At 41.1% G+C, this 19,553-nt stretch carries 19 protein-coding genes; 18 read left to right on the forward strand and 1 reads right to left on the reverse strand.

The window, feature by feature from the left end; translation table 11 throughout:
• Window position 1: 1 nt before the first annotated feature.
• Window positions 2–292 (reverse strand): AbrB/MazE/SpoVT family DNA-binding domain-containing protein, encoded by a 291-nt coding sequence (locus ABG082_RS00255; protein ID WP_087975202.1) that lies wholly within the window; start codon window positions 290–292, stop codon window positions 2–4.
• A gap of 519 nt (window positions 293–811) precedes the next feature.
• Here ABG082_RS00255 and metG point away from each other — a divergent pair.
• From metG to mfd, 18 genes are all read left to right on the forward strand, one after another.
• Window positions 812–2,812, forward strand: coding sequence for a methionine--tRNA ligase (metG, locus tag ABG082_RS00260; protein WP_008341884.1), 2,001 nt, complete (start codon window positions 812–814; stop codon window positions 2,810–2,812).
• A gap of 81 nt (window positions 2,813–2,893) precedes the next feature.
• Window positions 2,894–3,661, forward strand: a complete 768-nt coding sequence (locus ABG082_RS00265) for a TatD family hydrolase (protein ID WP_348936422.1) — start codon at window positions 2,894–2,896, stop codon at window positions 3,659–3,661.
• A gap of 244 nt (window positions 3,662–3,905) precedes the next feature.
• Window positions 3,906–5,108 carry a G5 and 3D domain-containing protein gene (locus tag ABG082_RS00270; RefSeq protein WP_272512064.1) on the forward strand — a complete coding sequence of 401 codons (1,203 nt, stop codon included), beginning with the start codon at window positions 3,906–3,908 and terminating at the stop codon, window positions 5,106–5,108.
• Window positions 5,109–5,268: 160 nt separating this feature from the next.
• On the forward strand, window positions 5,269–5,829 hold the full coding sequence (gene rnmV, locus ABG082_RS00275; protein WP_041091579.1) for a ribonuclease M5: 561 nt from the start codon (window positions 5,269–5,271) through the stop codon (window positions 5,827–5,829).
• Window positions 5,822–6,700 (forward strand): 16S rRNA (adenine(1518)-N(6)/adenine(1519)-N(6))-dimethyltransferase RsmA, encoded by an 879-nt coding sequence (gene rsmA / locus ABG082_RS00280; RefSeq protein WP_008341873.1) that lies wholly within the window; start codon window positions 5,822–5,824, stop codon window positions 6,698–6,700. The genes rnmV and rsmA overlap by 8 nt, the downstream gene beginning before the upstream one ends.
• Before the next feature lie 287 nt (window positions 6,701–6,987).
• Window positions 6,988–7,872: a sporulation peptidase YabG gene (yabG, locus tag ABG082_RS00285; protein ID WP_007496216.1), complete on the forward strand. Its 885-nt coding sequence runs from the start codon at window positions 6,988–6,990 to the stop codon at window positions 7,870–7,872.
• A gap of 213 nt (window positions 7,873–8,085) precedes the next feature.
• Window positions 8,086–8,343, forward strand: coding sequence for a Veg family protein (locus tag ABG082_RS00290; RefSeq protein ID WP_003217979.1), 258 nt, complete (start codon window positions 8,086–8,088; stop codon window positions 8,341–8,343).
• A 161-nt stretch (window positions 8,344–8,504) separates the two neighbouring features.
• On the forward strand, window positions 8,505–8,690 hold the full coding sequence (locus tag ABG082_RS00295) for a small, acid-soluble spore protein, alpha/beta type (RefSeq protein WP_017366434.1): 186 nt from the start codon (window positions 8,505–8,507) through the stop codon (window positions 8,688–8,690).
• Between the two features lie 147 nt (window positions 8,691–8,837).
• A complete protein-coding gene (gene ispE / locus ABG082_RS00300; protein WP_019743558.1) occupies window positions 8,838–9,707 on the forward strand; it encodes a 4-(cytidine 5'-diphospho)-2-C-methyl-D-erythritol kinase in 870 nt (289 codons plus the stop codon).
• Between the two features lie 55 nt (window positions 9,708–9,762).
• Window positions 9,763–10,596: a pur operon repressor gene (gene purR / locus ABG082_RS00305; RefSeq protein ID WP_008341862.1), complete on the forward strand. Its 834-nt coding sequence runs from the start codon at window positions 9,763–9,765 to the stop codon at window positions 10,594–10,596.
• Window positions 10,597–10,634: 38 nt separating this feature from the next.
• A complete protein-coding gene (gene ridA, locus ABG082_RS00310) occupies window positions 10,635–11,012 on the forward strand; it encodes a 2-iminobutanoate/2-iminopropanoate deaminase (protein ID WP_008341860.1) in 378 nt (125 codons plus the stop codon).
• Window positions 11,013–11,236: 224 nt separating this feature from the next.
• Window positions 11,237–11,536 (forward strand): septation regulator SpoVG, encoded by a 300-nt coding sequence (spoVG, locus tag ABG082_RS00315; protein WP_039955944.1) that lies wholly within the window; start codon window positions 11,237–11,239, stop codon window positions 11,534–11,536.
• A gap of 199 nt (window positions 11,537–11,735) precedes the next feature.
• Entirely contained in the window at window positions 11,736–13,106 is a 1,371-nt protein-coding gene (glmU, locus tag ABG082_RS00320) for a bifunctional UDP-N-acetylglucosamine diphosphorylase/glucosamine-1-phosphate N-acetyltransferase GlmU (RefSeq protein ID WP_282834154.1), read from the forward strand.
• Between the two features lie 22 nt (window positions 13,107–13,128).
• Window positions 13,129–14,082: a ribose-phosphate diphosphokinase gene (locus tag ABG082_RS00325; protein WP_003217907.1), complete on the forward strand. Its 954-nt coding sequence runs from the start codon at window positions 13,129–13,131 to the stop codon at window positions 14,080–14,082.
• A gap of 138 nt (window positions 14,083–14,220) precedes the next feature.
• Window positions 14,221–14,847 carry a 50S ribosomal protein L25/general stress protein Ctc gene (locus tag ABG082_RS00330; RefSeq protein ID WP_008341853.1) on the forward strand — a complete coding sequence of 209 codons (627 nt, stop codon included), beginning with the start codon at window positions 14,221–14,223 and terminating at the stop codon, window positions 14,845–14,847.
• A gap of 140 nt (window positions 14,848–14,987) precedes the next feature.
• Window positions 14,988–15,554 carry an aminoacyl-tRNA hydrolase gene (gene pth, locus ABG082_RS00335; protein ID WP_008341851.1) on the forward strand — a complete coding sequence of 189 codons (567 nt, stop codon included), beginning with the start codon at window positions 14,988–14,990 and terminating at the stop codon, window positions 15,552–15,554.
• Window positions 15,555–15,609: 55 nt separating this feature from the next.
• Entirely contained in the window at window positions 15,610–15,840 is a 231-nt protein-coding gene (locus ABG082_RS00340; protein ID WP_003217967.1) for an anti-sigma-F factor Fin family protein, read from the forward strand.
• A 68-nt stretch (window positions 15,841–15,908) separates the two neighbouring features.
• The gene (gene mfd, locus ABG082_RS00345) at window positions 15,909–19,442 is read left to right on the forward strand and encodes a transcription-repair coupling factor (RefSeq protein WP_019743557.1); all 3,534 of its coding nucleotides are present in this window, start codon (window positions 15,909–15,911) and stop codon (window positions 19,440–19,442) included.
• Window positions 19,443–19,553: the final 111 nt, after the last annotated feature.

Raw genomic sequence — 19,553 nt, forward strand, 5'->3', positions numbered from 1 at the left:
CTTATTTTTGTGATTGAAGTTGGTTTTGGATTTCGTTAATGATTTGCTCTGCACCTTCACGGCTAAGAACTAATTTACCATTAGCAAGTTTAAGGTTATCGTCTGATACTTCACCTGTTACTTGGCAAGTCATGTTTGGTTTATATTTTTTTAGGATAATTTTTTCATCATCAACATAAATTTCCAAAGCGTCTTTTTCTGCGATTCCTAACGTACGGCGAAGCTCGATTGGAATCACCACGCGTCCTAATTCGTCAACTTTACGTACAATACCTGTAGATTTCATCTTCATTCTCCTCCCAAAAAGTTCTTATTCTTAATATAATATTATCTTCGTCATTATTCGACAAATTCCTTACATTCCTAGCATAACAAGGTTTCCATAAATCGTCAATCATTTTGTTTACTATTGTTTGTAAAATATGACTCTTAAAGTCAAAGGACCTTGAAACTACCGGTGTATAAGGATTTTTCAGAATTTATCTATAAAAATATGAAAAATGACGATAACAGATTAACAAGACTTTTGCCCTAATTTAGCCAATTGTAAATCTGGAAATAGATTTCATACGACAATATTCGACAAAATGTCGAGCGGTTTGTCGTTTTTTTCGAAAAACTCATCTTTTTCATTCATTTCATTCTGTTCTATGTATATATGCTTGATCTTAAAGGCTAAGATGGTATCATAGAGAAAGCACAAGTGCAAAACATAATGAAATGATCTGACACATTTTAATGAAGTATGATGACCGCTCTCGTCCATTGGGCGGGAGTTTTTGACATTTACACACAAGCAGGAGGTTCCGACATGCCGGAAAAGAAAAAAACGTTTTATCTGACTACACCAATTTACTATCCGAGCGGAAAATTACATATTGGACATGCTTATACGACAGTGGCAGGGGATGCCATGGCTCGTTATAAACGTCTGCAAGGCTATGATGTGATGTATTTAACGGGTACTGATGAGCACGGACAAAAAATTCAGCAAAAAGCTGAAGAACAAAATATTACACCGATTGAGTATTTAGATCCGGTCGTTGCTGACATTAAATCATTATGGAAGAAACTCGACATTTCAAACGATGATTTCATTCGTACAACGGAAAAAAGACATACGAAAATCATTGAGCAAGTCTTTCAAAAGCTGCTTGATCAAGGAGATATTTATTTAGATCAATATGAGGGCTGGTACAGTATTCCTGATGAAACATTCTATACGGAAACACAGCTTGTTGATGTTGAGCGAAATGAGAAAGGGGAAGTCATTGGAGGGAAAAGCCCAGACAGTGGACACCCTGTTGAATTGATTAAAGAGGAATCATATTTTTTCCGTATGAGTAAGTATGCTGATCGCTTACTAGACTATTACGAAAAGAACCCGTCGTTCATTCAGCCTGAATCAAGAAAGAATGAAATGATTAATAACTTCATTAAACCGGGGTTAGAGGATTTAGCTGTATCAAGAACAACTTTTGATTGGGGCATTAAAGTACCTAATAATCCGAAGCACGTCATCTATGTATGGATTGATGCGTTATTCAACTACTTAACAGCGATTGGCTACGGAACCGATCAAGATGAAAAATATAAAAAATATTGGCCTGCCAACGTACACCTAGTTGGGAAAGAAATTGTACGATTCCATACAATTTACTGGCCAATTATGCTTATGGCACTTGATCTGCCGTTGCCAAAACAAATTTTTGCACATGGCTGGCTGCTCATGAAAGATGGCAAAATGTCTAAATCAAAAGGGAACGTAGTAGATCCTGTTACGTTAATTGATCGCTATGGTCTTGATGCTCTTCGTTATTATCTGCTACGCGAAGTACCATTTGGTGCAGACGGTGTGTTTACACCAGAAGGATTCGTGGAACGTGTAAACTATGACCTTGCCAATGATTTAGGAAACTTGCTTAATCGTACAGTGGCGATGGTGCAAAAATACTTCGACGGTACATTAAGCAGCTATAAGGGACCAGTCAATGAGTTTGATGAGGAACTAAAAGCTGTAGCTGAACAAACGGTGAAAGCCTATGAAGAAGCGATGGAAAACCTCGAATTCTCAGTGGCTCTTTCAAATGTTTGGACATTAATCAGCAGAACAAATAAATATATTGATCAAACAGCTCCATGGGTGTTAGCAAAGGATGAAACAAAACGAAAAGAACTGCATTCGGTGATGTACCATTTAGCAGAATCACTCCGAATCACAGCTGTATTGTTAACACCATTCTTAACAAAAACACCTGAGAAAATTTTCTTCCAGCTTGGAATTGAAGAAGAGAAACTCAAAAGTTGGGAAAGCATTCTTTCTTTCGGTGCGATTCAAAAAGCGACGGTACAAAAAGGTGAGCCATTGTTCCCTCGTTTAGAGGTTGAAGAAGAAGTGGCATACATTAAAGAGAAGATGCAGGGAAGTGCGCCTAAGGTAGAAGAAGAGACAGTTGAAATAGAAGAAACTGAATTACCTGAGCTGGGTGCCGAAATCGCCTTCGATGATTTTTCGAAAGTTGACCTTCGTGTAGCACAAGTATTGGAAGCAGCACCAGTGAAAAAAGCTGACCGTCTCTTAAAGCTTCAGCTTGATTTTGGATTTGAAAAGAGACAAATTGTCTCAGGGATTGCCAAGCACTATCAACCAGAAGAATTGGTAGGGAAGAAGCTCGTCTGCGTAGCGAATCTCACACCAGTTAAACTAAGAGGGGAAATTTCCCAGGGAATGATTTTAACTGGAGAAACTGGTGGTAAATTGCAGGTTCTTGAAGTAGATCAATCTCTAGCAAATGGAACAAAAATTTTATAATTCAACAAAGGTGTTCCACGTGTAACATTTCGTCGAACACCTTTTGTTTTTCAGAAGAATTGTCGAAAGGAGCAATCAACCATGTTATTTGATACACATGCCCACTTAAATGCTGAACAATATAATGAAGACTTAGAGCAGGTGATTGAAAGAGCCAAAAGTGAAAAGGTAGAGAAGATTGTGGTGGTCGGGTTTGATCGTGCAACCATTACGAGAGCGATGGAGCTAATTGAAGCATATGATTTTATTTATGCAGCCATCGGCTGGCATCCTGTTGATGCCATTGATATGACAGATGAAGATTTGGCTTGGATCAAAGAATTATCTCAACATGAAAAGGTTGTTGCCATTGGAGAAATGGGTCTAGATTACTATTGGGACAAGTCGCCAAAAGATGTGCAAAAAGAAGTCTTTAGACGTCAAATTGCTCTTGCGAAAGAAGTGAATCTGCCAATTATCATTCATAACCGTGACGCTACGGAAGATGTAGTGACGATCTTAAAAGAAGAAGGAGCGGCAGAAGTCGGAGGAATTATGCACTGCTTTACTGGCAGCCTCGAAATTGCAAAAGCGTGTATGGAAATGAACTTTTATATCTCATTCGGTGGACCTGTGACATTTAAAAATGCGAAAAAACCGAAAGAAGTTGTAAAGGATATTCCAAGTGATCGTCTTCTGATTGAGACAGACTGCCCGTATTTAACTCCAGCGCCATTTAGAGGGAAACGAAATGAGCCGAGCTATGTGAAATATATCGCAGAACAAATTGCTGAATTGCGAGAAATAAGCTTTGAAGAGCTTGCTGCATTGACAACAGAAAATGCGAAAAAAGTTTTCCGTATAAACTGACAGTATATGATGTCAATCCTTGTTTAAGCTTGTCCAATTGTGAAACATAACGAAAAAGTTCTACACGTTTGCGCCTCCTCATAGGATAAGTTGTCGATAAGTCTTTCTTCCCTTACTTCCAAAAATCTCCCATAATAGGTTTACAATCGAGCATTTTTGTACAGTGGGTGGAAGGGTTGACAGGTTTTGAGATACTCTATATAATCTCTCCGAGGAGAAGGAGGCGTTTTTCATCGTACAAAAAATGAAAAATCTGTTTTCTGTCAAGCTAGGAAAAGGCAAGGTTTTATTTCTAGTCACTTGCTTGCTTTTAGCTGGAACTGGGACGGCTTACGGTGCGCATGAGCTCACTAAGCAGTCTATTACCATTTCAATCAATGGCAAAGAGAAGACAATTCGTACACATGAAGAGACAGTAGCACAGCTGCTTTCAGACCTTGGAATAAGGACCAAGGCGGAGGATCATATCTCTCCAAGTCTAAATACAAAGATTCAAGACAACATGAACATTGTGTATGATGCGGCTATACCGGTTCATCTCACCCTAGATGGGAAAGAGAAAACGATATGGACAACAGATCAGACGGTTGGAGCATTATTGAAGAATGAGAAGATAGATATTGGGAAGCACGATCAAGTAACTCCAGGAAAGAATGACAAGATTAAAAAGAATATGGATCTTGTGGTTCAGCAGGCCTTCCAGGTCAGCTTAAACGATGGAGGAAAGGATAAGAAAGTGTGGACCACTTCGACTACGGTCGCTGACTTTTTAAAGCAACAAGAGCTGAAGCTCAAGAAGCACGATAAGATCAAACCTGCGTTACATAGTCACCTTTCTAAAAAAAGCGCAGATGTGAAGATCACTCGGGTGGAAAAAGTCACCGATGTAGTGGAAGAGAAAATTGCTTTTGATACCAAACATAAAAAGGATCGATCTCTTGAAAAAGGAAAAGAGAAGGTGCTTGAAAAAGGTGAAGAAGGTAAATTAAAGAAGCACTATGCCCTTGTGAAAGAAAACGGCAAAGTGGTGTCTAAAGAATTAATTAAAGAGGTTACTGCAAAAGACAGCAAGGATCGTTTAGTGGCCGTTGGTACACAAGTGTCCAAGAAGGAACCTAAAGCGTCACCTGCGGTTTCAAGAAGTAATGAATCTTCAGGAAAAGAGTTCTATGTGACGTCTACAGCCTATACAGCGAGCTGTGCTGGATGTACGGGCAGAACGTCTACAGGCTTTAATTTAAAAGCAAATCCAGATGCAAAGGTCATAGCAGTAGATCCGAGTGTCATTCCGCTGGGCTCTAAAGTGTATGTGGAAGGCTATGGGTATGCCGTTGCATCAGACACTGGATCTGCTATAAAAGGGAATAAAATTGATGTGTTCGTCCCAAGTAAGTCGGCAGCTTATCAATGGGGAAATAAACGAGTGAAAATTAGAGTGCTCAAATAAACACATCAAATCATTTATATGAACAGAGGGCTTTGCGCACCCTCTGTTTTTTTGGTTATAATAGAAGCACTGTTTTCTAATTAATTAGACGCAAAAACAGCATGGAAGGTTTCATTTTTTGACAAAAAAATGTAGATTGTTTTTGCAAGCGGAGGAATACATGAAAATCAAAGAAATCATTGTGGTGGAGGGTCGTGACGACACTGCTAGAGTAAAGATGGCAGTTGATGCAGATACGATTGAAACGAATGGATCTGCCATTGGCGATACAGTCATTCAACAAGTGCGTCTTGCTCAGGAGACGAGGGGGGTTATCATTTTAACTGATCCTGATTTCCCTGGGGAAAAGATCCGTAAAACCATCGCAGAGGCTGTCCCTGGCTGTAAGCACGCCTTTTTACCAAAACACCTTGCGAAAGCGAAGCGGGACAAAGGAATTGGTGTTGAGCATGCTTCCTTGGATAGTATTCGAGCATGCCTTGCTCATGTCCATGAGGAAATGGAAGAATCAGAAAGCGAGATTACGTTAGATGATTTATTTGACGCAGGCCTTATCGGAGGCGAAGCATCAAAACGCCGCCGCGAACGATTAGGTGTGCTTTTAAATATAGGATATACAAATGCGAAGCAGCTGCAAAAGCGTCTTCACATGTTCCAAATAACGAAAGAGGATTTTATTGCGGCCTTAAAGACCGTCATGCAGGAGGAAGCCGATGAATAAAGATATTGCGACGCCCATCAGAACGAAGGAAATACTGAAGAAGTACGGTTTCTCTTTTAAAAAGAGCTTAGGGCAAAACTTTTTAATTGATACGAATATTTTAGATCGCATTGTCGATCATGCAGAGATTACGGATGAGACAGGTGTGATTGAAATTGGCCCTGGTATCGGTGCGTTGACTGAACAGCTCGCTAAACGGGCAAAGAAAGTCACGGCTTTTGAAATCGACCAGCGCCTATTGCCGATTTTAAACGATACGCTTTCTCCATACGATAATGTCACCATTATACATCAAGACGTATTGAAGGCAGATGTAAGAAAGGTGATTGAAGAACAGTTTGCTGACTGTAAAGAAGTAATGGTCGTAGCAAACCTTCCTTACTATGTGACGACACCAATTATTATGAAATTGCTTGAAGAAAACCTTCCATTGAAAGGAATCGTTGTCATGCTGCAAAAAGAAGTAGCAGATCGCATGGCTGCTGTTCCTTCATCAAAAGAATACAACTCTTTGTCGATTGCGGTGCAATTTTATACAGAAGCGAAGACGGTAATGGTTGTGCCGAAAACGGTTTTCGTCCCACAGCCAAATGTGGATTCAGCCGTGATCAAACTAACTGTTCGTGAAACACCTGCGGTCTCAGTAGACAATGATACGTTTTTCTTTCAACTGATTCGTGCGAGTTTTGGCCAGCGCCGGAAGACATTGATGAATAACTTGATGAACAATCTGCCAGATGGCAAGAAACATAAAGCCATCATTGAAGAAGCCCTTGTAACAGCTGAGGTTGATGGGAAACGCCGCGGTGAATCATTGTCAATCGATGAATTTGCCCGTTTGTCCAATGTTTTACACAAAGCCCTTTCATAAGGGCTTTTCAGCGTGTAGACAAACCCTCGCATTCTTTGTCAGTCCTGCGCTCTGGTGCTCACGAATGCCAAATTCGCTCCGCTCCAGTGCTCGTCCTTCCTAGACTGCAAAGGTTTTCTATCACGCTGAAAAGAAGACAAAGCCCTTTCATAAGGGCTTTTTTCTTTTGGTTTTCACCACTTCACCTGTTCAGGCATAGGCTAGAAAGAACAACACACCTGAAAGAAGAACAAGTGTAGCGTAAGACGATACCAACAGGATAAGAGCCTGATTGTGGAGTGAAAAGCATGCAATTTCAAATAGGAGATATGGTGACGAGGGCATCCTATCAGATGGATATTATGTTTCGTATCATTCGAATTGATGAGACAGACCAGCACGAAGCCACCGCCATTTTGCATGGGAATGAAGTGAGGCTGATTGCCGATGCGAAGATGTCAGATTTGGTCTTGATTCAAAAAGAGGAGCAGCTGACAAGAGAGAAGGACGATGAACGGAAAATTAACGAATCGCTCGACTTACTCAGGCAAGATTATCAGCTGCTTCGTGAAAAACAAGAGTATTATACGTCTGGACAATATCAGCATCAGGAGCAGTATTTTCATATGCCCGGAAAGGTTCTGCATTTAGATGGAGATGCTTCATACTTAAAGAAATGCTTGGATGTATATGAAAGAATCGGTGTACCTGTGTATGGTGTGCATTGCCACGAGAAGAAAATGCCAAGCATGATTGATTCATTAATTGATCAATATCGGCCTGATATTTTGGTCATCACAGGACATGATGCGTATTCTAAACAAAAGGGCGGTGTACACGATATCGGTGCATATCGTCATTCTCGTCATTTCGTTGAAACGGTTCAAAAGGCAAGAAGAAAGGTTCCGCATTTAGATCAGCTCGTGATCTTTGCAGGTGCCTGCCAATCTCATTTTGAATCATTAATTCAAGCAGGTGCTAATTTTGCAAGCTCACCCTCACGTGTCAACATTCATGCACTTGACCCCGTCTATATTGTTGCCAAGATCAGCTTCACTCCATTTGTAGATCGAATCAACGTGTGGGATGTGCTCCGAAATACACTGACGAGAGAAAAAGGTCTCGGAGGAATTGAAACAAGGGGTGTTTTAAGGGTAGGTATGCCATATAAAAGAGACCATGAATCGACATAACCCGACTGATTTCAGTCTGGTTTTTTTTATGCTCAAAAAGAAATTTCATATGAATACATAATTCACCGGAATTTGAGAAAAATAGGGAGGAGAAAAGGTAGAAGTTTGTCAAAATTATTTTGTTGACAATGGCTCGTGTTGGTTGATATAATTTAATTTTTATTTGACAAAAATGGGCCGTTGTTGTATAATTATCTCAGTGAGGTGGATGCAATGGCGAAGACTTTGTCCGACATCAAAAGATCGCTTGATGGTAACTTAGGTAAACGTTTGACGTTAAAGGCTAACGGAGGCCGCCGAAAAACAATTGAGCGTTCGGGCATTTTAGCTGAAACGTACCCTTCTGTTTTTGTGATTCAATTAGATCAAGATGAGAATTCGTTTGAAAGAGTTTCTTACAGTTATGCAGATATACTGACTGAGACGGTCGAATTAACGTTCGATGATACCGCTAGCTCAGTCGCCTATTAATGGGCAGTGAACTTTTTGTTTACTGCTTTTTGTTTTGCCTTTTTTCTGTATGGGAGGCTGTCCATTATTTGAAAGGGGTAAAAGGCAGGAATCGATGCAAAATAAGAAAGCCACAAACGAGTGGCAATGATTCGAATTCTCGACCAAAGGGGCTGTTTCGTTTGGGTAGACGCCGAGGCATTATGTCAGATGAGTTCAAATACGAGCTGGCGAAGGATCTTGGATTTTATGATACCGTCAAAAATGGAGGCTGGGGAGAGATTCGTGCGCGTGACGCAGGAAATATGGTCAAACGTGCCATTGAATTAGCTCAACAGCACATGGCTCAAGAAGAGAATCAACGATAAAGAAATGATCAGGGATACCTCGGGTGTCTCTGGTCTTTTTTGCTTGAAAAAGTGAGTGTGCTGGGGGCAAAAGCCAATATTCATCAGATCCATCAAATGTGATACAATATTGATACTTATGTTTAGATGGAGAAGTAGGTGAAATGTTTGCGTATTTTAGAAAAAGCACCGGCAAAAATTAATCTCTCACTTGATGTTCATGGAAAAAGACCGGATGGATATCACGAAGTGGAGATGGTGATGACAACAATAGATCTTGCAGATCGACTAGAGCTGACGGAGCTGGACAAAGACGAAATCCGTGTATCATCTCATAATCGTTTTGTGCCAGATGATCAACGGAATTTGGCTTATCAGGCAGCTAAATTATTAAAAACAAGATTCGGTATTCAAAAAGGCGTATCGATTGTCATCACAAAAGCAATTCCCGTCGCAGCAGGTTTAGCTGGAGGCAGCAGTGATGCCGCAGCAGCGCTTCGCGGCTTAAACCGTTTGTGGAAGTTAAATCTCACGTTAGATGAACTAGCTGAGCTTGGAGCGGAGATCGGCTCAGATGTCTCTTTTTGTGTACACGGAGGGACAGCGCTAGCGACAGGACGTGGAGAGAAACTAAAGCACATTGCGACACCGCCGCATTGCTGGGTGATTTTAGCGAAGCCGGTGATTGGGGTATCTACAGCTGAGGTCTACAGACAATATGACGCAAGCAAAGTAGAACACCCAAATGTACAGCGTATGATTGAAGCAATTGAAGCGAAAGATTATAAAGAGATGTGCGGCTCACTCGGTAACGTGTTGGAATCTGTGACATTAAAGATGTATCCAGAAGTCGATATGATTAAGAGACAGATGAAGCGTTTCGGAGCAGATGCTGTATTAATGAGCGGCAGCGGGCCAACTGTATTTGGCTTGATTCAATATGAATCGAAGGTACAAAGAATATATAACGGACTGAGAGGATTTTGTGATCAGGTTTACGCTGTCCGCATGATCGGCGAACAAAATGCCCTTGATTAAATCCGTATATTAAGTTATATTATTCATAAATTATTCGGGTTCTGGGGGTAAGTTCATGAAGTTTCGTCGAAGCGGCAGATTGGTGGACTTAACAAATTATTTGTTAACCCACCCGCACGTACTAGTACCTTTAACTTTTTTTGCAGAGCGATATCAATCTGCGAAGTCCTCTATTAGTGAAGACTTAACGATTATCAAACAGACCTTCGAACAGCAGGGAATAGGGACTTTACTTACTGTACCTGGCGCTGCTGGCGGAGTGAAATATATTCCAAAGATTCATCTAAAAGAAGCAGACGAAGTCGTAAACGATATCGGAGAGGCATTATCAACTCCTGAACGTGTGCTTCCTGGCGGCTATTTATATTTAACTGATGTTTTAGGCAATCCATCGATTCTTGCGAAAATCGGTAAGCTTTTTGCGACCATTTTTGCGGATCGACCGATTGATGTTGTCATGACTGTTGCGACGAAAGGTATTCCGATTGCCTATTCTGTTGCAGGTTATTTAAATGTGCCTGTTGTGATCGTTAGAAAAGATAATAAGGTAACAGAAGGATCAACTGTGAGTATTAATTATGCATCAGGTTCTTCTAACCGAATTCAAACCATGTCACTTGCAAAGCGGAGCTTAGATAAAGGATCCAATGTGTTGATTATTGATGACTTTATGAAAGCAGGCGGAACCATTAATGGCATGATGAATCTTCTAGAGGAATTTAATGCAAATGTTGCAGGGATCGGTGTTTTATTAGAAGATGAAGGCGTAGATGAACGCCTTGTCGATGAATATGTATCGCTTTTAAAGCTTTCAACCATTGATATGAAGCAGAAAATCATTGAGATTAATGAAGGCAATTTCCACGAGTTTTTTCATTCGAAAGCTTAAGCTTTGATCAAACATGTATTTGAATGGGAGAGATTGATATGACAAAAGTTGTTCAAACCAAAAACGCACCAGCAGCCATTGGACCTTACTCTCAAGGGATTATCGTCAATAACATGTTTTACAGCTCAGGGCAGATTCCATTAACACCAGCTGGAGATTTTGTGAATGGAGATATTAAAGAACAAACACATCAAGTGTTTCATAATCTTAAAGCCGTCCTTGAAGCAGCGGGTGCTTCCTTTGAAACAGTCGTGAAAGCAACGGTTTTCATTAAAGATATGGAACAATTCGCTGAAGTGAATGAAGTGTACGGTGAATACTTCCATACACATAAACCAGCTCGTTCATGTGTAGAAGTAGCCAGACTTCCAAAAGATGCACTTGTAGAAATTGAAGTTGTGGCATTAGTGAAATAAACAGGCCATCTCTTTGGAGGCCGTTTGGTTTCATTATATGTATGAAAAGGCATCGTCATGATGTCTTTTTTTACGCAACCGATGTAAGCGTCGTCATTAAAATGACAAAAAATGTATAAATATCCCGATATTTCAAAAAAAGTTTAAAAAAAGAGCAGGAGAATCACCACAATCGTTGAATACCTAATTAATGCTTTTATATTGGGAAAAGGTGGTGAACTACTGTGGAAGTTACTGACGTAAGATTACGCCGCGTGAATACCGATGGTCGCATGAGGGCGATTGCATCCATCACGCTGGACCACGAATTTGTTGTTCATGATATTCGTGTGATTGATGGAAATAATGGGTTGTTTGTTGCAATGCCTAGCAAACGCACGCCTGATGGAGAGTTTCGTGATATTGCACATCCGATTAACTCAAGCACTCGGGGTAAAATCCAAGATGCTGTTTTAAATGAATATCATCGCTTAGGCGAAGAAGAAGAAGAAACAATTGAATATGAAGAAGCTGGAGCTTCTTAATCATATGTGAATCCAAAAAGACAGCTTTAAGGGAAAATGGAATGTTTTCTTTTAAATGCTGTCTTTTTTGCGTTTTTCCTCATGATTCTTCTAGGTTTCAACCATTAGAAAATTAATGTACTTCCTCTTGTATCCTTGAAATCAGTCCTTATTTAGGATATATTTTTCTATGGATAATAGGGATATTGGAGGCCAATCAATGGATAAGCGGTTCGCAGTGATTCTAGCAGCGGGAAAAGGAACAAGAATGAAGTCAAAGTTATACAAAGTACTTCATCCAGTTTGCGGAAAGCCAATGGTCGAGCATGTGGCAGATCAAGCGTTAAAGCTATCTTTAGCCAAGCTTGTGACGATTGTCGGCCATGGAGCAGAGGACGTCAAGAAGCAGCTTGGGGACAGAAGTGAATATGCACTTCAAGAAGAACAGCTGGGAACAGCACATGCCGTCAAACAAGCTAAATCGTTCCTCGCGCAGGAAAAGGGAACAACCATTGTCATTTGTGGAGATACACCATTATTGACAGCGGAAACAATGGAAGCCATGTTAAGCGAGCATCAAAAACAACAAGCGACAGTGACGATTTTGACAGCACATGCGGATGATCCAACAGGTTATGGACGTATTCTTCGTGATGAAACAGGTGCTGTAGTAAAAATCGTCGAGCATAAAGATGCAAATGATGCGGAACGTCAAGTGAATGAAATTAATACTGGAACCTATTGCTTTTCAAATGAAGATCTCTTCCGTGTGATTGAGCAAGTGTCAAATGAAAATGCACAAGGTGAATACTATTTGCCGGATGTCATTGAAATTCTAAAGAATGAAGGACAGACAGTTGCAGCGTATCAAACACCGCATTTTGAAGAAACACTTGGAGTCAATGATCGTATCGCTCTATCACAAGCAGAGCAATTCATGAAGCGACGTATTAATCATCAGCATATGAAGAATGGTGTAACCTTGATTGATCCTGAGAACACGTATATCTCGCCAGATGCAGTCATCGGTGAAGATACAATGATTTATCCTGGGACGGTCATCAAAGGGAATGTAAAGATTGGTGCAGATGCCACAATCGGTCCGAACACTGAAATTGTTGATAGCGTAATTGGAGATCGGACAGTCATTAAGCAGTCTGTTGTCTGCGATAGTGAAGTTGGGGTAGATGTGACAATTGGACCGTTTGCTCATATTCGCCCGTTGTCGAAAATTGGCGATGAAGTGAAGATCGGGAATTTTGTCGAAATCAAGAAAACAGTTTTCGGTGACCGAAGCAAAGCGTCTCATCTAAGCTATATTGGAGATGCAGAGGTCGGAACGGATGTAAACCTTGGTTGTGGATCTATTACAGTTAATTATGATGGGAAGAACAAATTCTTAACGAAGATTGAAGATGGCGCATTTATTGGCTGCAATTCAAATCTCGTTGCACCAGTCACTGTCGGAAAAGGGGCATATGTTGCAGCCGGTTCAACGGTTACAGAAGATGTACCGCAGGATGCATTGTCTATTGCTAGAGCAAGACAAGTCAATAAAGAAGATTATGTGAAAAATATTCATAAAAAATAATCCAAATACCCGGAGGTTTACCATGTCTAATCGTTATGCTGATGCGAATTTAAAGATATTCTCTTTGAATTCAAACCCTGAACTTGCCAAAGAAATTGCCGATCGTATCGGAGTTGATGTAGGAAAGAGCTCTGTTAAACGTTTTAGTGACGGTGAAGTCCAAATCAATATTGAAGAAAGTATCCGCGGCTGTGATTGTTATGTTATTCAATCTACTAGTGCGCCAGTCAATGAGCACATTATGGAGCTACTCATTATGGTAGATGCACTAAAACGCGCTTCTGCGAAAACGGTCAATATTGTCATCCCTTATTACGGATATGCACGTCAAGATCGTAAGGCAAAACCTCGTGAGCCAATCACGGCGAAGCTTTTTGCGAACTTACTTGAAACAGCAGGTGCTACACGTGTCATTGCACTTGATCTTCATGCGCCGCAAATCCAAGGTTTCTTTGATATTCCAATCGATAACTTAATGGCTGTGCCAATCTTAACAAACTATTTCGAACAGAAAAACTTGAATGATATCGTTGTTGTGTCTCCTGACCACGGTGGTGTTACGCGTGCGCGCAAAATGGCGGACCGCCTGAAAGCACCAATCGCAATTATCGACAAACGTCGTCCGAAGCCGAACGTGGCTGAAGTGATGAACATCATTGGGAACATTGAAGGCAAAACGGCGATTCTCATCGATGATATCATTGATACAGCTGGTACGATTACACTTGCTGCAAATGCACTTGTGGAAAATGGAGCGGCTGAAGTCTATGCTTGTTGTACTCACCCAGTATTGTCTGGACCAGCAGTAGAACGTATTACAAACTCTAAAATTAAAGAATTAGTTGTGACAAACAGTATTCACTTAACAGATGACAAGAAAGTTGGAAAATTCATTCCGCTTTCAGTTGGGCCTTTGCTTGCAGAAGCCATCATCCGTGTACATGAAGAAGAATCTGTGAGCTACCTTTTCAGCTAATTTTCTGATTGAAAAAGGCCCTAGGCATCAGCTTGGGGTCTTTTTGCTGTGATAAATGAAAGCCAAACATGTTTAAAATGATTCAGTTATGGGTATTTATGAAAGTAGTGACAAAAAAGAAATAGGATGGTGCTGAATATGGCAACTTTAAAAGCAAATAAAAGAACTGATTTCAAACGTTCCACACTGCAAAAAATCCGTCATTCAGGACACGTTCCTGGTGTCATATACGGAAAAAATACAGACAACCTGGCTGTTTCATTAGACAGCATTGATTTATTAAAGACATTACGTGATGAAGGAAAAAACACAATCATCACATTAGACGTTGGCGGTGAAACAAAATCTGTGATGGTGACAGAACTGCAAACAGATCCGTTGAAAAATGAGCTTGTCCACGCTGATTTCCAAGTGGTCGACTTGCAGCGAGAAATTGACGCAGATGTACCTGTACAACTCATTGGAGAATCCAAAGGGGTAAAGGATGGCGGTGTCCTTCAGCAGCCACTATTTGAGCTATCCATTACAGCGAAACCAAAGGATATCCCGCAAAATATTGAAGCTGATATTACAAACTTAGAAGTAAATGACGTACTAACAGTTGGTGATCTGTCTGTTCAGTCTACGTATCAAATTAATAATGATCCAGAAGAAGTTGTTGCTTCGATCTTACCGCCTCAGCAATCAGAGGTTCCAGAGCCAGATAGTGAAGAGGAAACGCAAGAGCCTGAGGCCATTAAAGAAAAAGATGATAGCGAAGAATAACTGGTCAATTAGAGACGTAACCCTCCCGCGGTTACGTCTTTTGTGCTAGAATGAAAAGAATTCATACGTTTTGCATGAGGCAATCACATTGGCTCATTTTTTAGGCGTGTGCATGTGCGACAAAGGAGGTTATTGGTTTCATGATTGCGTTCGTTGGATTGGGTAATCCAGGAAAAGAATATGAAAAAACAAGACATAACGTCGGGTTTATGACAATAGATGAACTATCAAAAAAATGGGACATCCCATTAAATCAATCAAAATTCCATGGACAATATGGAACTGGGTTTGTTTCGGGGCAAAAGGTTCTACTTGTGAAGCCTCTTACATATATGAACTTATCAGGGGAATGTGTGCGTCCGCTGATGGATTACTATGAAATTCCCCTTGAACATTTGAAGGTCATCTATGATGATCTTGATTTGCCAACGGGCCGGATTCGTTTGCGTACAAAAGGAAGTGCAGGCGGACATAACGGAATCAAATCGTTGATTCAGCATTTAGGTTCACCTGAGTTTGACCGATTCCGTATCGGCATTGGCCGTCCACAAAACGGCATGAAGGTCGTCGATTATGTACTAGGACGCTTCTCAGAGGAAGAACAGCCTGATATCTCATCTGCTATTCAAGCATCTGTTGAAGCTTGTGAAGCGGCTTTAACAAAGCCATTTTTAGAAGTGATGAATGATTTTAACAAGAAGGTATAAGAATGATAAGCAAAGCACATACTGATCATAAAATCTCAGCATGGGAGGATCACGTATGGCTTTGCACTATTACTGCCGGCACTGTGGTGTAAAGGTTGGCAGTCTAGATGAATCCGCTGTCCAAAGTGAAGCACTTGGATTTCATCACTTAACAAATGAGGAAAGAAACGATATGATTTCTTATAGGGAAAATGGTGATTTACATGTACAAACCATTTGTGAGGATTGCCAAGAGGCGCTCGAAAGAAATCCTGATTACCATCAGTATCATACTTTTATTCAATAAAAAAGCTTTGGTGTAGATATTAGACCAAAGCGTTTTTCTGTTTTAAACAAGCAGGGAGGAGGAGCCAAATGAAAAACATACAATCATTTATCAAACAAAGTGATGATTTTCAGTCCATTTTTAACGGACTAAAAGAAGGGTTAAAAGAACAGCTGCTCGCCGGACTATCAGGCTCCGTCAGATCTTTATTTACAGCCGCCATATCAGACGAATTAAAGCGTCCGATGTTTATTGTGACACACAACTTATATCAAGCGCAGAAGGTCACAGATGATCTAGCAAGTGTGATGCCAGATCGCTCGGTCCTTCTTTATCCTGTCAATGAACTCATTGCATCTGAGATTGCTGTAGCAAGCCCTGAGCTTAGAGCGCAGCGTCTTGATGTATTGAATCGTCTCGCGAATGGAGAAAATCCGATTGTGGTGACTCCAGCAGCTGCAGTGCGTAGAATGCTTCCGCCTGTTGAGCTCTGGAAGGAGAGTCAGATCCATTTAAAGGTTGGTGAAGAAATTGATTTGGAGGCGTTTTCAAAACAACTCGTGCAAATCGGTTATGACCGGACGTCCATGGTCGCTGCGCCCGGAGACTTTAGTGTGCGCGGAGGAATCATCGACATTTATGCGTTAACGGAAGACCACCCGATCCGTATTGAGCTGTTTGATACAGAAGTGGACTCTATTCGGTCCTTCCACTCTGACACGCAACGTTCATTGGAAACACTTCAAGAAATCAAGATTGGCCCGGCGAAAGAGCTGATTGTAAGAGGGCCTGAACGAGTGAGAGCGATTGAACAGCTTGACGAAGGTCTTGCCAGCAGCTTAAAGAAATTCAACTCGGATAAACAAAAAGAACTGCTCCATCAGAATATTTCTGCTGATCGTGAGAAGCTGCTAGAAGGTATTGTGACACAAGAAATGACGAAGTATCTGTCCTATTTCTATGAAAAGCCTGCTAGTTTGCTAGATTATACATCGCAGGATACGATTATCATTCTAGATGAAATCAGCAGAATTCAGGAGATGGAAGAACAGCTTGAACAGGAAGAAGCAGATTGGACAATTAGTCTGCTGGAAGAAGGGAATATCCTGCATGATCTAGCCCTTTCCTTCCCATTTCAAGAGCTGTTCAATCAGCAATCGAGATCGATTCTGTACTATTCCTTATTTTTGAGACATGTTCAGCAGACCAATCCGCAAAATATCGTCAATGTATCTAGTAAGCAAATGCAGAATTTCCACGGGCAGATGAATGTGCTTGCAAGTGAAATTGAACGCTACAAAAAGCAGAATTATACGGTTGTCTTTTTAGGTGCGGATGAAGAGCGGACAGAGAAGCTGTCATCTGTCTTGCATGATTATGACATTGAAGCAGCTCTTGCTAAACCTGATGCTGAGCTTGTCAGCGGGCAAGTATATATTTTACAAGGTGAGCTTCAAACCGGTTTTGAACTACCTTTATCCAAGATTGCTGTCATTACAGAGGGTGAACTTTTCAAGAAACGTGTGAAGAAGCAGGCACGTAAGCAAAAGCTGACAAACGCAGAGCGAATCAAAAGCTATTCAGAACTGCAAGTGGGCGATTATGTGGTGCACATTAACCACGGGATCGGTAAGTATTTAGGAATTGAAACGCTTGAAATTGGCGGCATTCATAAAGATTATTTAAATATTCATTATCAAGGAAGCGACAAGCTTTATGTCCCTGTTGAACAAATTGATCAGGTGCAGAAGTATGTAGGGTCAGAAGGAAAAGAACCAAAGCTGTACAAACTAGGTGGCAGCGACTGGAAACGTGTGAAGAAAAAAGTAGAATCATCTGTGCAGGACATTGCAGATGATCTGATTAAGCTGTACGCAGAACGTGAAGCAAGCAAAGGGTATGCCTTCTCGCCTGACCATGAAATGCAGCGCCAGTTTGAATCTGCATTCCCTTACCAAGAAACAGACGATCAAATTCGCTCGATTCATGAAATCAAACAAGACATGGAGCGGGAGCGCCCGATGGATCGTCTGCTTTGTGGAGATGTGGGCTATGGAAAAACAGAGGTGGCGATTCGAGCGGCCTTCAAAGCCATTGCTGACGGGAAGCAGGTGGCACTGCTTGTACCAACAACGATCTTAGCGCAGCAGCATTTTGACACGATTATGGACAGATTCCAAGACTATCCTGTTAAAATCGCTCAGCTTAGCCGCTTCCGTACACGAAAAGAAACAACAGAAACCTTAAAAGGGCTGAAAAATGGAACGATTGATATGGTCATTGGAACGCATCGTCTTCTTTCAAAAGACATTGTGTACAAGGATTTAGGACTGTTAATTATCGATGAAGAGCAGCGCTTCGGTGTGACGCATAAAGAGAAAATTAAGCAAATGAAAGCCAATATTGATGTGCTGACGTTAACGGCAACACCAATTCCCCGCACGCTTCATATGTCGATGCTTGGCGTACGTGACTTATCTGTTATTGAAACACCACCTGAGAACCGTTTCCCAGTTCAAACCTATGTTGTCGAGTACAATGGTGCGTTAGTTAGAGAAGCCATTGAGCGAGAACTGGCAAGAGGCGGTCAAGTGTACTTCCTTTATAACCGAGTGGAGGATATTGAACGAAAAGCAGATGAAATCTCGATGCTTGTTCCAGACGCAAAAGTAAGCTACGCACACGGGAAAATGAGTGAGAACGAGCTGGAATCCGTGATGATTAATTTCCTAGAAGGTGAATCGGATGTACTCGTTAGTACAACCATTATCGAAACGGGCGTAGACATTCCAAATGTGAACACGCTCATTGTTCATGATGCTGATAAAATGGGGCTTTCGCAGCTGTACCAGTTAAGAGGACGAGTTGGGCGCTCGAATCGTGTGGCCTATGCTTATTTCACTTATCGAAAAGATAAAGTGCTTTCTGAAGTAGCTGAGAAAAGACTTCAAGCCATTAAAGAATTCACTGAGCTTGGGTCAGGCTTTAAAATTGCGATGCGTGACTTAACGATTCGAGGAGCAGGGAATTTACTTGGTGCACAGCAGCATGGATTTATTGATTCTGTTGGCTTCGACCTTTACTCTCAAATGCTGAAAGAAGCCATTGAAGAAAGAAGAGGCGATACGACTGCTCAAGAAAAATTTGAGCCGGAAATTGACCTCCAAATTGATGCCTACATTCCAGATAGCTATATTTCTGACGGCAAACAAAAGATCGAGATGTATAAACAGTTTAGAGCGATTGGATCTATAGAAGAGCGGAAAGAGCTTCAAGATGAAATGATTGACCGATTCGGAGAATATCCGCAAGAAGTGGCTGATTTGTTCACGATTGCGACGATGAAGGTGTACGCTGTGCAGGAACGTGTCGAGTTGATCAAGATGGAGAAAGGCATTGTCAGACTCACTCTTGATGAAAAAGCAAGCAGCGACATCGATGGTCAAAAATTATTTGAGCTTGGCAGTCAATATGGACGTGATATCGGTCTTGGCATGGAAGGCAGCAAGCTGATTATTTCTGTCCAAACAAAAGGTAAGAAAACGGAGGAGTGGCTTGAAGTCGTTCTTCGTATGCTTCGAGGTCTTCAAGATGTGAAAAAAGAAACCATTCCATCTTCATAAAATTTTGTTGGTCTCTCGTGTATATTACGTTTGATGTGACAGATACTAAACTCAGGGTCAAGTGGTGAATGTTGCATAAAGTGGACGCTTTTGTTCCATTCACCCAACACA

The organism is Bacillus sp. BS1807G30 (genome assembly GCF_040047675.1).
GTDB lineage: Bacteria > Bacillota > Bacilli > Bacillales > Bacillaceae > Bacillus > Bacillus altitudinis.

Coding starts and splice junctions, on each gene's coding strand:
- ABG082_RS00255 (WP_087975202.1), bottom strand. CDS start 292: ATGAAGATGAAATCTACAGGTATTGTACGTAAAGTTGACGAATTAGGA.
- metG (WP_008341884.1), top strand. CDS start 812: ATGCCGGAAAAGAAAAAAACGTTTTATCTGACTACACCAATTTACTAT.
- ABG082_RS00265 (WP_348936422.1), top strand. CDS start 2,894: ATGTTATTTGATACACATGCCCACTTAAATGCTGAACAATATAATGAA.
- ABG082_RS00270 (WP_272512064.1), top strand. CDS start 3,906: ATGAAAAATCTGTTTTCTGTCAAGCTAGGAAAAGGCAAGGTTTTATTT.
- rnmV (WP_041091579.1), top strand. CDS start 5,269: ATGAAAATCAAAGAAATCATTGTGGTGGAGGGTCGTGACGACACTGCT.
- rsmA (WP_008341873.1), top strand. CDS start 5,822: ATGAATAAAGATATTGCGACGCCCATCAGAACGAAGGAAATACTGAAG.
- yabG (WP_007496216.1), top strand. CDS start 6,988: ATGCAATTTCAAATAGGAGATATGGTGACGAGGGCATCCTATCAGATG.
- ABG082_RS00290 (WP_003217979.1), top strand. CDS start 8,086: ATGGCGAAGACTTTGTCCGACATCAAAAGATCGCTTGATGGTAACTTA.
- purR (WP_008341862.1), top strand. CDS start 9,763: ATGAAGTTTCGTCGAAGCGGCAGATTGGTGGACTTAACAAATTATTTG.
- ridA (WP_008341860.1), top strand. CDS start 10,635: ATGACAAAAGTTGTTCAAACCAAAAACGCACCAGCAGCCATTGGACCT.
- glmU (WP_282834154.1), top strand. CDS start 11,736: ATGGATAAGCGGTTCGCAGTGATTCTAGCAGCGGGAAAAGGAACAAGA.
- ABG082_RS00325 (WP_003217907.1), top strand. CDS start 13,129: ATGTCTAATCGTTATGCTGATGCGAATTTAAAGATATTCTCTTTGAAT.
- ABG082_RS00330 (WP_008341853.1), top strand. CDS start 14,221: ATGGCAACTTTAAAAGCAAATAAAAGAACTGATTTCAAACGTTCCACA.
- pth (WP_008341851.1), top strand. CDS start 14,988: ATGATTGCGTTCGTTGGATTGGGTAATCCAGGAAAAGAATATGAAAAA.
- ABG082_RS00340 (WP_003217967.1), top strand. CDS start 15,610: ATGGCTTTGCACTATTACTGCCGGCACTGTGGTGTAAAGGTTGGCAGT.
- mfd (WP_019743557.1), top strand. CDS start 15,909: ATGAAAAACATACAATCATTTATCAAACAAAGTGATGATTTTCAGTCC.